This is a genomic window from Paraburkholderia sp. BL6665CI2N2, assembly GCF_004366535.1.
GTDB lineage: Bacteria > Pseudomonadota > Gammaproteobacteria > Burkholderiales > Burkholderiaceae > Paraburkholderia.
In genome coordinates this window covers 624380-637278 of the sequence record NZ_SORC01000002.1, presented here as the reverse complement: position 1 = coordinate 637278, position 12899 = coordinate 624380, and the positions used below count along the sequence as shown (strand labels likewise).

The 12899-nt window shown below is 59.9% G+C and carries 14 protein-coding genes and 3 pseudogenes; 6 read left to right on the top strand and 11 right to left on the bottom strand.

All coding sequences use genetic code 11. The features are described from left to right. Positions 1–84: 84 nt before the first annotated feature. From B0G81_RS40635 to B0G81_RS40620, 4 genes and pseudogenes are all read right to left on the bottom strand, one after another. Entirely contained in the window at positions 85–1998 is a 1914-nt protein-coding gene (locus tag B0G81_RS40635) for a diguanylate cyclase (protein WP_134143819.1), read from the bottom strand. Continuing rightward, a complete protein-coding gene (locus B0G81_RS40630) occupies positions 1995–2990 on the bottom strand; it encodes an EAL domain-containing protein (protein WP_243856869.1) in 996 nt (331 codons plus the stop codon). Before B0G81_RS40630 ends, B0G81_RS40635 begins: the two co-directional genes overlap by 4 nt. A gap of 841 nt (positions 2991–3831) precedes the next feature. Beyond that, a pseudogene (locus tag B0G81_RS40625) lies at positions 3832–4197 on the bottom strand (transposase); the annotation flags it as partial. Between the two features lie 42 nt (positions 4198–4239). Beyond that, complete coding sequence (locus B0G81_RS40620; RefSeq protein WP_116146006.1) at positions 4240–5046, bottom strand: IS5 family transposase; 807 nt, start codon at positions 5044–5046, stop codon at positions 4240–4242. A gap of 55 nt (positions 5047–5101) precedes the next feature. Here B0G81_RS40620 and B0G81_RS40615 point away from each other — a divergent pair, with 55 nt between their 5' ends. The 5 genes and pseudogenes from B0G81_RS40615 (at position 5102) to htpX (ending at position 7889) form a co-directional block, all read left to right on the top strand. Further along, positions 5102–5533, top strand: coding sequence for a DUF308 domain-containing protein (locus B0G81_RS40615; RefSeq protein WP_134143818.1), 432 nt, complete (start codon positions 5102–5104; stop codon positions 5531–5533). Positions 5534–5684: 151 nt separating this feature from the next. Continuing rightward, the gene (locus tag B0G81_RS40610) at positions 5685–6113 is read left to right on the top strand and encodes a PRC-barrel domain-containing protein (protein ID WP_134143817.1); all 429 of its coding nucleotides are present in this window, start codon (positions 5685–5687) and stop codon (positions 6111–6113) included. 36 nt (positions 6114–6149) lie between these two features. Continuing rightward, positions 6150–6317 (top strand): annotated as a pseudogene (locus tag B0G81_RS40605) (AAA family ATPase); the annotation flags it as partial. A 52-nt stretch (positions 6318–6369) separates the two neighbouring features. After that, a complete protein-coding gene (locus tag B0G81_RS40600; RefSeq protein WP_134143816.1) occupies positions 6370–6588 on the top strand; it encodes a hypothetical protein in 219 nt (72 codons plus the stop codon). 431 nt (positions 6589–7019) lie between these two features. Further along, entirely contained in the window at positions 7020–7889 is an 870-nt protein-coding gene (htpX, locus tag B0G81_RS40595; protein WP_134143815.1) for a protease HtpX, read from the top strand. Between the two features lie 45 nt (positions 7890–7934). Here the strand turns inward: htpX and B0G81_RS45140 are convergent. Both B0G81_RS45140 and B0G81_RS45135 read right to left on the bottom strand, forming a co-directional pair. Further along, positions 7935–8261: pseudogene (locus B0G81_RS45140) on the bottom strand (IS30 family transposase); the annotation flags it as partial. Between the two features lie 7 nt (positions 8262–8268). Next, positions 8269–8706 (bottom strand): IS30 family transposase, encoded by a 438-nt coding sequence (locus tag B0G81_RS45135; RefSeq protein ID WP_243856906.1) that lies wholly within the window; start codon positions 8704–8706, stop codon positions 8269–8271. Positions 8707–8835: 129 nt separating this feature from the next. Between B0G81_RS45135 and B0G81_RS40585 the strand changes: the two genes are divergently transcribed. Further along, complete coding sequence (locus B0G81_RS40585; RefSeq protein WP_134143814.1) at positions 8836–10104, top strand: IS256 family transposase; 1269 nt, start codon at positions 8836–8838, stop codon at positions 10102–10104. Here the strand turns inward: B0G81_RS40585 and B0G81_RS40580 are convergent. The 5 genes from B0G81_RS40580 to B0G81_RS40565 all read right to left on the bottom strand — a co-directional run bounded on the left by B0G81_RS40580 (position 10097) and on the right by B0G81_RS40565 (position 12602). Beyond that, positions 10097–10330 (bottom strand): helix-turn-helix domain-containing protein, encoded by a 234-nt coding sequence (locus tag B0G81_RS40580; protein WP_134143813.1) that lies wholly within the window; start codon positions 10328–10330, stop codon positions 10097–10099. The genes B0G81_RS40585 and B0G81_RS40580 overlap by 8 nt on opposite strands. 78 nt (positions 10331–10408) lie before the next feature. After that, a complete protein-coding gene (locus B0G81_RS40575) occupies positions 10409–10765 on the bottom strand; it encodes a host attachment protein (protein ID WP_134143895.1) in 357 nt (118 codons plus the stop codon). A 165-nt stretch (positions 10766–10930) separates the two neighbouring features. After that, a complete protein-coding gene (locus B0G81_RS40570) occupies positions 10931–11584 on the bottom strand; it encodes a BON domain-containing protein (protein ID WP_134143812.1) in 654 nt (217 codons plus the stop codon). 422 nt (positions 11585–12006) lie between these two features. Next, entirely contained in the window at positions 12007–12168 is a 162-nt protein-coding gene (locus B0G81_RS44050; protein ID WP_166679193.1) for a hypothetical protein, read from the bottom strand. A 95-nt stretch (positions 12169–12263) separates the two neighbouring features. After that, entirely contained in the window at positions 12264–12602 is a 339-nt protein-coding gene (locus tag B0G81_RS40565) for a hypothetical protein (protein WP_134143811.1), read from the bottom strand. Between the last annotated feature and the right edge of the window lie 297 nt (positions 12603–12899).

Below are 12899 nucleotides of genomic sequence, written 5' to 3'. Positions count from 1 at the left end.
ACTAGGTGCCTTGTGCGCCGATGAATCGCGTTGCGGCGCAAAGCTGGCCGGTCCGGTTCAGCCGGCATGATACGGGCGTCGATCTCAACCCGACACGCCGGCCGGTGAATCGTGAAGCTCATGCACGACAATACGCGCCTTGCCTGCGACTTTCGCGCGATACATTGCGGCATCCGCCGCGCGTAACTGGGCTTCCCCACTCAATGACCCTGCCTGCCCGCGCAGTAGCATGCCGATACTGGCCGATAACCGGACGACCTTCGCCCCCAACGTTATGGGTTGGCTCAGTGTCAGCAGGATTGCACGTGCAATTCTCTCCAGTGCAGCACGATCAATTGCAGGGCCGGTCAGCAGCACTGTGAACTCATCCCCGGCATGCCGCGCAACCACATCCCCGCCACGCACGCAGCGGCTGATCCGGCGCGCGGTTTCAACCAGTACTTCGTCGCCGCACTGATGCCCGTATGTATCGTTCACACCCTTGAAGCCGTCCAGATCGATAAACATGATGGCAGCCACACCGTCGCCACCTGCTGCGCACGCCTCATCCAGCCTCTCGAGGAACGAGCGTCTGTTAGGCAGGCCGGTCAGCGCATCGTGGAACGCCTGATGCCGCAGGCGATCGAGCAACGCCGTTCGCTCCGTCACATCCTGCACCAGCAGGTAGTACCCATCAGCCGCCTGATCATGGACGCGACGCGGCATCAGCACACCACGCAGGACACGTTGACTCCCGTTAAGCGTCGCTCCAACCTCGTACTCGACCCTTTCGCCGCTGAGCACGCGTTGGACGTACGGCTCGATGGCAGCAAAAAAGTCAGCGTCGAGAACCTCATGGGTGAGCCGTCCCACGATCTCCTCCGGGTCCACCCCCAGCCACTCGCGATAGGTTGAGTTGGCGAACCGATAACGTCGCTCTCCGTCGACGTAAGCGACCAGCACAGGCAGATTGTCAGCGACGGCGCGCAAATCTACGCGCGTGGCTCCCAATTGGCGCTCGGCGTTCGTCAGTTGCTCATGCGCCCTGCGCAGAACTTCCGACGCCTCATGTGCTCCCCGATGCAACGCAGCCTCCCGCACATCGCGCGCGGTTTTTTCCCGTTGCTCCGCCTGGGTATCGTGAATGACAAACAGCCAGCCTCCGTCGCGGGTCGACGTCGTCTGCTTCAGTGCCACCTGCACTCGCGCTGGCTTACATCGCTTGTTGCGCAACCGGAACGTTACGTCGAGAGTCAGGACCTCGACCCCGCGGCCACGATCAAGTGCCTGCACGGCCTCTTCAAGGTTGGTCCGGTCGCTCGCATCCAGCAGATCGAGTATCTTCGTTTTCGTCAGCGGAGCGCGCGAGTGCGCGAAGAATTTCACGCAGGCATCATTCATGTGCCGCCACTCCCAGTCCCTTCCGATATGCGCGATAGCGACCGGTGTCCGATGGAACGTTTCGACGTAAAGCGCATGCTGGGCCTGAAGCCGGTCGATCGCCTGAAGCACCTGCAAACGATCAGAGCTGTCCAGCTTGCGCAGTCCAACCTCGTGCTCGATCATTTGCCCCAGGTCTACCAGCATCTGACGCTGTTGGCGCGTGAAGCGCCGCGGCATCGCGTGCATCACGCATAGCATACCGATGGGTTTGCCGCACGGTAGACGCAGCGCAATGCCGGCGAAAAAGCGGATCCCCGATTCGCCGGTTGCCAGTGACCCCTGCGCAAGTTCCGCATCAGACAACGCATCCCGGACGACGAACGGCTCCTCGCACTGGAGCGTGCGGCAATAGTACGTCTCCACATGGAATACGACGTCCCGTCCGCTCCCGGATGCGCCGATGACCTCTGGCTGGCCCAGTCGGTCGAGACATACGACGGATATAGGTAAGTTCAGCGCGCGGGCGGCGACCCGGGTCACCCGCTCAAAGTACTGATCGTAGTCGCTTTCCGGGCGCAGGGGGGCGCTGGCTGGTTGTCGTTGTTGCTGCGCATTCATAATGCATTCGTCTTTCACGCTGTAAGCTCCGTTCCGGTGCCATCTTGTAACGTGTTTATCGACGCCGACGCAAATGCCCGGAGCTGATCGACGGCCATCGGCTTCCCATACCAGTATCCCTGCGCCAGGTCGATTCCCGAGCGCTTTACCACATCGTGTTCTGCAGCGCTCTCGACGCCTTCCACGACAACTTTGGCCCCCAGTGCATGCACTAATGCGGCCATCGACTTCAGAAACTGGATGCGCGCTTCGCTGCTCATGGCTAGAAATCGCCGGTCCACTTTTACGTGATCGAACTGGAAGTCCGCGAGTAGGTCCAGATTGCTGAAGCCGGTGCCGAAATCGTCCAGTGACAGGCGCACGTCGCGTTGCTTCAAATGGTCAAGCGCGGTGACCACCCGCGGCGTACGCTCGACGCAGCTGCGCTCGGTGAGTTCCAGAACAAGACGCTCCAGCGTCGGACCGGCGGACTCACAGATATCCTCGACAAAGCGGTCCTCCAGCAGATGGCGCGCGCAGATATTTACCGATATATGCCAGTGCTGAGGGAACGGCAGCTGGGTGCACGCGTTATTCGCCTCGCGCAGCACGAAACAGGTCAACGCTCTGAGCAAACGCGTGCCTTCGAGCTCTCCAATGAATAGCCCCGGCCCTCCGGCTCCGAACTTTGGATGGCCCCACCGGAGCAGAGCTTCCACGCCCACGCAGTGTCGCGTGCGCGTGTCCACAATGGGCTGATAAACGACATGGAACTCCCCGCGGCGAAGACCGATGCGCGCCGCGCGCTGCAATCTTGCTTTTGGGCGGACCCGGTAACCAACGTACACAACCGCGCAGCAAGCCGATAGTGCGATAACCAGCACGACGGCGTCGCGAGATGCGGTCAGGCTGGCAGTGAGCAAACCAGCCACGCTCGATGCAACGGCGAGAGTCACCACCGCGTCAAGATGCTCGTCGAATACAGGTCGCGGCCAGCGTATTCGTCCTGTGTAGCGTTGCAAAAAACGCATGAGGTTGTTTTCGCACGGTTATCTGAGTTGCGAACTATGACCTGACTGCGATCCGAAAACGAGTAGCAGTTACGCGTCAAAACATGCGTATCAGATCCGCAGCCGTACGCGGTAAGTCGGTGCGGCAACTCGCTGAGGCAGGCTTGTTTTACCCGGCGGCTCACGCGCGCCACAACCGTTAAGACGATATGCTAGGCACGGCGTAAGAATGATCCCAGCGACTTTGCGTGGGCTCGCCTGACTGGCAAGCTGCAATGGATGATCTTGGCAAGTCGTTATGACGGCACTTGACAACAGTGCCACGGCAATGATCGCCGTCGGTGATGTGGCATCGGAGATCGCGGCCCCCGGGGTATCAAGCATCGAGTGACTGAAGGGCTTGCGCGCCGGGCCGATCCGCTTCGCGCCGGGGTTCGAAAGCTCACCCTTAGTACACGCCCGATACCAAGCGCCATAGACAATGGTAGCCTGCCACGGTAGTACACACCTTGACATGAGAAAAGGTAGAGCAGGGTTTTGCCGACTGCGCATTGGTCCCGTAATGAGGCGACTGCACCCGGTCGCTCTGCCAGAGATTGGCCATCGCTAACAGACTACTCCCGAGAGAGGGTGAACATCCTGCCGGTGACGCGACGCCTGCCGAAGTCCGCTGTCGGGGTCGAAGCCGACGTCTGAACGTCCTCCTTGGCGTCCACACGAACGACTGCAGATGGCCGAGATGGAATGGACACCGCCCTCCCTTCGGGGACGTAGGCTCTGGGTGGCAGGCAGAGGCCCTCCAGATCCGATCGGCATCACTGCGCCAGAGTGCAGTTTCAGCATGTCCACTTGAGGAACGGAGGCACACGTTGCGAATGCCAGTGCCGTCGTCACGACGGAAGTCCGCGATGGTCTTGAAATCCGGTGCCAAACGTCCGGTGAGCCGCATCAATTCAACGTTGCGCTGGCATTCACGTTCCAGGCGGCGGCTCGACTGGACCCGATTCAGGTAGCCGTAAATATAGATATTCAGCAGCACGCCCGGATGATGGGAAGGGCGACCAGTAGTCGACGGCATCGCGCCATCGAAGCGTGGTGACGCAAGGTCACGCTCTTCAACAAACGCCTCGATAATTCTGACCGGATTGTCTTCGGCGACGAAGTCATCCAGGCGCTCCGGAAGCAGTGTCACCTGCTTGCGATCTTCGCCTTCAAAGAATCGCTTCATCCGGTCACCCAAGCTGAATGAGTCAATTCAGTTTAGAGGGTGTTAGGCACTTTTGTTAAGGGCTGCAAAGTGGACAAGCATAAGCACGGAGAATACGACGAAGTGCAAACCAGCCAAGGTTTCGGGCAATCGCTCGTAGTCTCTGGCCAGCCGGCGGAAGCGGTTGAGCCAGCCGAAGCTGCGCTCGACCACCCAGCGGCGCGGCAACAGCACGAAGCCCTTTTTCGCCTCCGACAGCTTGATTACCTGAAGCTCGATTCCTTCGTCGAGTGCTGCCTGCGCAGGCTCTTCGCCGGTATATCCCTGATCGGCGAACGCCACCTTGACCGTCTGGCCCGTGGCCTGCTGAACCTGACGCGCCAGTTCTCCGACCTGCGCACGTTCCTGTTCGTTGGCCGGCGTAACATGCACAGCAAGCAATTGCCCCAACGTATCAACCGCCATGTGGACCTTGCTGCCACGTTTGCGTTTGTAGCCGTCGTAACCGGCGCGAGGTCCACTCTCGCAGGTCGACTGCAGGGTCCGCCCATCGAGAATGACCGCGCTGGGTTGACCACGACGCTCCTGGGCGATCCGGATGATCGAACGCAGGTCATTCACCATGGCCTCGAAACAGCCGGCCTGAATCCAGCGTTGCGTCTGCTGGTAGACCAGTTCCCACGGTGGAAAGTCATTGGGCAACAAACGCCACGGTGCACCCGCGCGTACGATCCAGCGAAGCGCGTTGAACATCTCACGCAGTTCGTAGCGGCGCTGCGGTGCGTCCTTGTTCATCAAGGTCAGGTACGGAGCGGCGAAGTACCACTCTTCATCCGATACATCCGTTGGGTAAGGCCTGCGTTTTTTCATCCCACCAGGATACCAGGTCCGACAAAAAGTGCCTAACACCCTCTAGGTGAACAGCGTGTTTTCACACAAGCTCGACCCGCTCCTGCCCTTCCGCGCGGGTCACACTGCAGATTTTCGATACATCCAGGCAGAAAAGAGAAAGAAGCACGCCCTTGGCGAGCTTAGGATTGACGTCATAGGCCGAATCAGCTCGGCGCCAAAGCTGACGCCCAAGATGAAGTTCACTTTGGTTCAGATCGGAGCACCACCGATGGACGAACTGTTAGCACATGCATGGCGGATGCTGCTCCTGGTGCGAGGCATCGCGGGACTACTATTGGGCCTGCTCGCGCTGTTGGCGCCTGGAATTACGCTTGTTCTGCTCATCGCCATGTTCGCGGCGTCCGCGCTGTTAGGGTGCGCCGCGGCGGTCGTCACAGCGTTCCGGCATCGCTCCAGCCAGAAAGACCGGTGGATTTCACTGCCGCTCGGCCTATGCAGACCCTGATCACCGCAGTGCTGCTGATAGCACTCCGCAACAGTCCGCGCGGCCGGCGGCGTAGCAACTTCTCGGGCAAGCGGAGAGGGACGCTGCACCCATAAAAGCCGCGGGCCGGCAGGGTGCCCCATTATTCATTCGTACGCATTGGGAGTACATCATGAATGAAAAACTCGAAAAGGCTGCGAGAACCCTCTCACTTTTGCTCGCCGTGATGGCCACCGTGTTCCCGGCCGGCTCCGCGACGGGGCAGCAGCCCGCCGCCCCGGTCGCAGGCACGGTGCCTCTCGGCGTGAGCGTCACCCAAACGCAACTCGTAGCGAAGGGGTGGCGTGCATCGAAGCTAGTCCACACCGACGTGTACAACGACAAAAACGAAAAGATAGGACGGGTCGACGACCTGATTATCGCGCCCGACGGGTCAATTTCCGTGGCCATTATCGATGTTGGCGGATTTCTCGGGATCGCCGCGCACCGCGTCGCTATCCCGGTGCAGCGGTTCAAGCAGATCACGCCGAAGATGATACTGGAGGGCGCGAGCAAGGATGCGCTGAGCAAGCTCCCGGAATTCGAATACGCCAAGGGTTGAAATCAGCCGCAGATAATCCGATTTTCACCCTTTGCCCAGTTCACGTGGCGCGTGCGCCGCCGGCCGTATAGCGTGGCGCTGCTCGATGAGCGCAAGAAAGCGAATTCGGAGGTGCATAACCTGCTTCTGTAACTCCTCGACGAAGGCCGACTCACGGACGGCAAGGGACGTCTGGTTGATTCTACGAACACGATAATCGTCGCCGCCGGCAATCCATCTCGCGGACATCGGCTATGACCCGGAGTTGGACGCACGCATGCTCAAGCGAAAAATCCCTCAGGAAGGGGAGTCGCAGTTCGCGGGTGCCGTTTTGCGCGGCGACGTGCGCGAAGGCGACAAAGTCGTTATGACCTGCGACAGGTTGCAAACGCCGTGCTCGCACAGAAGCAGTCACCGGAGACGGAGCTCCGGACAAGTCGGCCAAGAAACCGGCGCACGTCTGACGCGATGCACGGCCGTAGGCGATGCCGCCTGAACGGCATCGTTCGTGCGGCTGAGCCAGCGGCGTTGCGCGCGGAGACTGGATGGCCGGTCAGACCGGGGTGGCCTTGGCCTCGGTTACGAACATGGCGCGTTGATCTTGGAGCCCGACTCATCGTCCGGCTGCCCTCCACTTTCCGGACGAAGATTCCGCGCACTGTGCTGTTCCCGAGACAGTTCGATTGAATTGGATGGCATTGATGGTTGGCCCATTGATTGATACCCCGCCGCTACGCCAGGGCCCCCATCTTTACCTCACATGCGGCACGGGGGTCTCGATGCATCGTGCCGCCGTTGCGGAGGCAGTTCGCGCACAACCGCAGGAATCCAACATGTCTGGGCGGGAAGAAGGAAGAAGCGCGAGAACCATGGACGCACGCTCTGCTCCAGGCCAACCCGTAGCAAGCTTCTAAAGGAGCTTCGCGAATGAAACGCGTCATACTGTTTCTCGCCACCAACCTCGCGGTGATATTGGTGTTTTCGATAGTACTGAATGTCTTCGGTGTCAGCCGCTTCCTGACTGAGAGCGGGCTAAAAGTCAATTCCCTACTCGTGTTCTCCGCAGTGGTAGGCTTCGCCGGTTCGATTATCTCGCTGCTTATTTCAAAGCCGATGGCGAAATTGACAACCGGGGCGCGTGTCATCGACTTTCCACACGATGCGACCGAGCAATGGTTGGTGGGCACCGTACGGCAACTCGCACAGAAAGCCCGCATCGGTATTCCGGAAGTTGCAATTTTTGAAGGTCAGCCGAACGCGTTTGCCACCGGCGCATTCAGGGATTCAGCCTTGGTGGCCGTCTCGACCGGCTTGCTGCAATCGATGAATAACGAGGAAATAGAAGCGGTCCTCGGACATGAAATTACGCATGTGAGCAACGGCGATATGGTGACGTTGACCCTCATTCAAGGTGTAGTGAACACCTTTGTGATTTTCTTCGCGCGTGTGGTCGGCTACTTCGTGGACAAGACTTTCTTCCGCACTGAACGCGGGGTGGGCCCTGGTTTTTACGTTACTGTCATCGCCTGCCAGATCGTCTTCGGTATCCTCGCTTCAGTGATCGTCGCCTACTTCTCGCGCCTGCGCGAGTTTCGCGCCGATGCGGGATCTGCTCAACTGCTGGCTTCACCGCGGCCGATGATCAGCGCACTCGCCCGCTTGGGTGGGCTTGAACCCGGCGAACTTCCGCAAACTTTCAAGGCATTCGGCATCACCGACAAACCCGGTTGGCTTGGGTTGTTCGCGACACACCCTCCGATCGACAAGCGCATCGCCGCGCTGCAACGTCGCGAATAGGTCGGCGGAGTGGCGGCCGGTTTTAAGAGTGAAGCGCAACAGTTCCTAATGAATGGAAGCTGAGGTTATCGAAGCGGTTGCGAGCATACGTTCGAAGCGCTCGAAAGGCGAATGAAATGCATGGGTGGCGCGAGGTCGGCTGTTGAGGCTGTTGACGATGGCATTGAGCTCGTCCTGACTGTAGATCGAGAGGTCAGTACCCTTCGGCAGACACTGCCGCAGCAGCCCGTTGGTGTTCTCGCAGGTACCGCGTTGCCATGGACTGTGCGGATCGCAGAAGTACACGCGCACGCCGGTGGCGGCGCTGAGCTCCTGATGCCGGGTCATTTCCTTGCCCTGGTCTAGGTGAAGCCCTGGCGCACTGGGGAGGCGATCGAATTCAGTTTGGCAGTGAAGCCCGCCAGTGCCGAGGCGGCGGTGGCGTCTTCCATGTTCGCCAGCAGCACCAGGTGACTGGTGCGCTCAACCCGACGGAAGTCTGATTGCCGGCGCCCTTGATGAAGTCGCCTTCCCAATGGCCTGGTATCACCCGGTCGTCGACCTCAGGCGGGCGCACATGGATGCTCACCATGTCGGGGATCTGGCCGCGCCGGTCAGCGCCCCGCTCGCGTGACATACGCGTGCTGTGGCAGTGGCGCAGACAGGCGATTAGCTGGCGACGCAGCTCACCGCGTGGCTGCGCATAGATCGCGGTGTAGATGGTCTCGTGCGAGACGTGCTGGGTGGGACCATTGGGCCACATGCGCTTGAGGGTACCTGAGATCTGCTGGGGCGACCACTTCCATTCCAGCAGGGTGAGTACGACGCGCCACGACAGGCTTTGAGAGTGCAGCTTGGAAACATGGGCGCGCAGCCTCGCGTCGGTCCGTGCTGAGCGACTGTGCCGGCGAGCCTGTCAGATTTTTAGTGTGTCGAGGTCATGAGACGATAACGGAAATAACGTCCAATGACCGAAACAACAGTGACCAAGAAGAGCAAGAACCCGAAGGCGCCGAAGCTGTTCCCCGATGAGCTGATCGATCAACTGCTGGCGCAGGTGCAGAACAGGAACGCCGAGTCGGTTCTCGGGGAATCGGGCCTGGCCGGGCAACTGAAGAAGCAACTGGCTGAGCGCATGTTGGCCGCGGAGCTGACGCATCACCTGGAGAGCGAGGCGGAGCAAGGCAGCGCCGGCAACCACCGCAACGGTACGAGCCGCAAGACAGTGCTCACACCCAACGGCGAACTGACGCTGGATATCCCGCGAGACCGGCAGGCGACGTTCGAGCCGCAACTGGTCGGCAAGTACCAGCGCCGACTGGCGGGATTCGACGACCACGTCATCAGCATGTACGCGCGCGGCATGAGCGTACGCGAGATCCAGGCTCACCTGCTGGAGCTGTACGGCCTGGAAGTGTTGCCCGATCTGATTTCCACGGTCACCGACGAGGTGCTGGCTGAGGTCGAGCAGTGGCAACAACGCCCGCTCGAGGCGATGTATCCGATTGTGTATTTCGACGCACTTCGACTGAAGATCCGCGACGAGGGCACGGTCAGGAACAAGGCGGTGTACCTGGCGCTGGGCATTCGGGCTGACGGCCGCAAGGAAGTGCTGGGCTTGTGGATCGAACAAACCGAAGGCGCCAAGTTCTGGCTGAAGGTTTTCAACGAGTTGAAGAATCGCGGTTTGCACGACATCCTGATTGCGGTGGTCGACGGCCTGCGTGGGTTCCCGGAGGCCATCGAGGCGGTGTTTCCGGCCGCGCAGATCCAGACCTGCATCGTGCATCTGATCCGTAATTCGCTGAATCTGGCGAGCTGGAAGGACCGTAAGCCGCTGGCTACCGCGCTCAGGCCGATCTATCAGGCCGCCTCGGCTGAAGCGGCGGCCGCGGCGCTCGAGGCCTTTGCGCAAAGCGAATGGGGCCGCAAATTCCCTACCGTCCCGGCCATGTGGCAACGCCAATGGGAGCAGGTGATTCCCTTCTTTGCCTATCCTCACGAGGTGCGTCGAATCGTTTATACGACCAACGCCATCGAGAGCATGCACATGCAGTTGCGCAAGATCGTCAAGAATCGTGGCCACTTCCCGAGCGACGAAGCCGCCAGCAAACTGCTGTATCTGGCCTTGCGCAACATTGAAAAGGATTGGAAGATGCCGCCTATCACCTGGCGGCAAGCTGTCAATCAGTTCGCCATTCTGTTCGGTGAGCGATTCACCGCCGCCATCAGCTGAGATTTTTAACCGGCCTCAGCACACGAAATTTCTGACACCTCCGTGCCGGCGCAGACCCATATCCCACGGCAGAACATGTGTTTCTGGTCAGCTCGCAGCTCAAAGTTGATGCCGGGCGCCCGAGTGTTCGGGCCATGGGCCGAACACCCGAACCCTGCTGCTTCATGCTTGCAATAGTCATGCGCTCTTCAGGCTGAAGCTTTTGATACGTTCTTCTTTTTTGCATATGCGCACCTTACACGAGGAAGCTGTTGCACTTCACATTTTATCGCGCCCATTTAATGCGGTCTTCGTCAGGTCGCCGTCAATGCCTTCGCAGGTGCGCTTGAATTTCGCGCGCATCAAGGGCCGAGAGGTCTTCGTTAATCTCTTCGAAAATCATCTGACGCGTCTCCTCGCTCAGACGCTCACGCAGCATCCCGAGAAACTTCGGCTCCACGGCAAATCGCAATCGCTGATACCGGTGATGAAGCCGTCCCTGTTCGACGCAGTCGGCGACAGTCTTCGCGAATTTTTCGCGATCCTTCTCGCTCAGCGCCGGTCCACCAGGGACGACATTGACGAGGTCTTCAATTTCCCGCAAGTCCAGCTTAAGTCCCGGTGTCTCGAAGATTCGAGCACGGCTGCCGTCGGCAACGACAACCCAGGTAGTGACAGCCATGATGCGCCTCTCTGCGTGATCGGTCGCCGGTTCGGCGGGCATCGGAAATCGTCGCGTGACGCCAGCGAGGGCGCCGGTCAGCGACAGTCATCGCCAACGCCCATCGATGACGGAGCGTGGGGTCTCCCCGCGCTCCTGTGCGAGTGACGGATAGTCTCTAGCCCGTCAGCGTCCGATGTTGATCCGGTTGTCGACGTGCGTCACACCGGGGGCAAGCCATGCAACCCGCTCGGCCTCCTCGCGCTCGGCCCACGAGCGGACCGTGCCGCGCAGGACGACCTTATTGCCTTCGGCCTCAACCGTGATGTGCTGCGCGTCGACTTCCGCGTTGCGCTTGAACGCGTCCTCGATCTTGCGCTTGAGATCCTCGGGCTTGACCTTCGGCTTGATCTCGATCTCGTTAGTCACGCCGGTTACGCCCCTTACCCGCAGCGCCGTGTCGGCCGCACGGCGGCGCTGGTAGTCCCATTCGACTTCGCCCTTCAGCGTCACGTATCCGTCCCTGACGACCGCCTTGATGTTGTCCGCCGAATAAGGGAGCTCGGCCTTCAGTTGGGCAACGATCTCGCGCACGATCTCCGGATCGGGCCGCTTGTTGATCAGAGGCAACCGGACCTCCACGTCATTTGCAATCCCCTTCACGCCGTGGACACGCGTCGCATCTTCCTCGGCCTTGCGCTTTTGCCTCCAGCTGCGCGCGAAACCAGACAACGTGACCACGCCGTCCTTGACCGCCACCCCGATATCTGATGGATCGATGTCCGGATCCCACTTCAGTTCGTACTCCACGTCTTGCTTGATGTTTTCGTCGGTTCTCATCACTGCTCCTCATCGGTTTGTTGATGGATTAACGCGCACGCGGGCTGCGCCTGCGCCGCACGAATTGGCCCATCGTAAAGCGTGCCGACGTGCATTTCTTCCCTTCGCCTGCACAGTTATTGCGCAATGCTGCTTTCAATTCCATCCTTTCTTGGCGAATGAACATGGCGACTTTGCGAACCTGGAACGGAATTGTCGACGCAAGGAAATCGGGCTGAAGCCATCCCCCGGGACGCTTGGCGTTCGCCGCAGTTACTCTGCGGTCGAACTGCATCGCCCCTGATCGCGGTAAATGTGCACGTTGGATCACAAGACTTTCCGACTTGTCCGGGCGCGTCGAACAAATCTACGCACCGGAAACGCTGTTTGCAGCGCGTCGAGAAGCTCGCTTTGTTGCTTTCCAGTACCCACGACGATTGAGTTTACTTCTTCGCGCGTTGCTCGGGTTCGGGGTGAACGGCAATTGGATCGCTCGCAGGAAAGGTCTCTTCGAGCGCTTCGTCCAGTTGCTCGTCCGGGGTCATCGGCGCTTCCTGCGCCCCGGCTTTCGACTTCGGGATGTCGACGCGACTTTCCTTTGTCATGTTGATCTCCATAAGAGAACCAGCAGCATTTCGCTATTGCAGCGGCGTTGCGTGCATGCAATCACGGTCATTGGAGGCGGAGATCGTCACCTTCATCACGCAGATCGAAACGCGGCATCGACGACATCCAGATCGACGTCCCTGATCTGCCGGGTGGCGCGAGAGACCGGCGCCTGCGTGAAGCAGGAGAGGCTCGGCACCACGGGTCCCGCGCGCTCGACTGGCACCGCGTCGAACAACCTGCTGGCGAAGGTCGGTCCTGAGTTGGACCCTTCCGGCTTATAAGCGACCTCGATGCTAGACGCAGCGCAGAGGGCTAGGTCGAGTGTCTTGCCTTCGGCGCACAGCGATCTAATCTGTGGGCAATTCACATAGACGAGCCCTGCCAGGACGACCGCTGCGAACACCGCAATAGTGGTGCTTCCTGCCTTCATGCCGTCCTCCACCGGACGCGCCGTACGGGATTTGAGCCGGTGACCAACGGATTCGAAGTCCGTTGCTCTACCTCCGGAACTCACGACCCGAAAGAGACCTTGCCCGCCGCTTGCCCCGCGTGCACATGTGTTCTCAACGACCTCGTTGCTCCAGGAAGCACATCCAGTGACGAAGCGTCCGCTACAGCACGGTCGGCCGACGCTCAGTTCGCGCAACTGCTCGATTTCGATTTTCCGGCCCTTAGATTTGGTCGTATCAGTCTTCGCAAGTTTAAGCGTGAGCACTCTCCAATTCGA

Excerpts from the sequence above, each read along its gene's own strand:
- B0G81_RS40570 (WP_134143812.1), bottom strand. The coding sequence starts at position 11,584 with ATGAGAACCGACGAAAACATCAAGCAAGACGTGGAGTACGAACTGAAG.
- B0G81_RS40620 (WP_116146006.1), bottom strand. The coding sequence starts at position 5,046 with ATGAAAAAACGCAGGCCTTACCCAACGGATGTATCGGATGAAGAGTGG.
- B0G81_RS40565 (WP_134143811.1), bottom strand. The coding sequence starts at position 12,602 with ATGAAGGCAGGAAGCACCACTATTGCGGTGTTCGCAGCGGTCGTCCTG.
- B0G81_RS40580 (WP_134143813.1), bottom strand. The coding sequence starts at position 10,330 with ATGCAAAAAAGAAGAACGTATCAAAAGCTTCAGCCTGAAGAGCGCATG.
- B0G81_RS40600 (WP_134143816.1), top strand. The coding sequence starts at position 6,370 with ATGCTCAAGCGAAAAATCCCTCAGGAAGGGGAGTCGCAGTTCGCGGGT.
- B0G81_RS44050 (WP_166679193.1), bottom strand. The coding sequence starts at position 12,168 with ATGACAAAGGAAAGTCGCGTCGACATCCCGAAGTCGAAAGCCGGGGCG.
- B0G81_RS40630 (WP_243856869.1), bottom strand. The coding sequence starts at position 2,990 with ATGCGTTTTTTGCAACGCTACACAGGACGAATACGCTGGCCGCGACCT.
- B0G81_RS40610 (WP_134143817.1), top strand. The coding sequence starts at position 5,685 with ATGAATGAAAAACTCGAAAAGGCTGCGAGAACCCTCTCACTTTTGCTC.
- B0G81_RS40575 (WP_134143895.1), bottom strand. The coding sequence starts at position 10,765 with ATGGCTGTCACTACCTGGGTTGTCGTTGCCGACGGCAGCCGTGCTCGA.
- htpX (WP_134143815.1), top strand. The coding sequence starts at position 7,020 with ATGAAACGCGTCATACTGTTTCTCGCCACCAACCTCGCGGTGATATTG.
- B0G81_RS40585 (WP_134143814.1), top strand. The coding sequence starts at position 8,836 with ATGACCGAAACAACAGTGACCAAGAAGAGCAAGAACCCGAAGGCGCCG.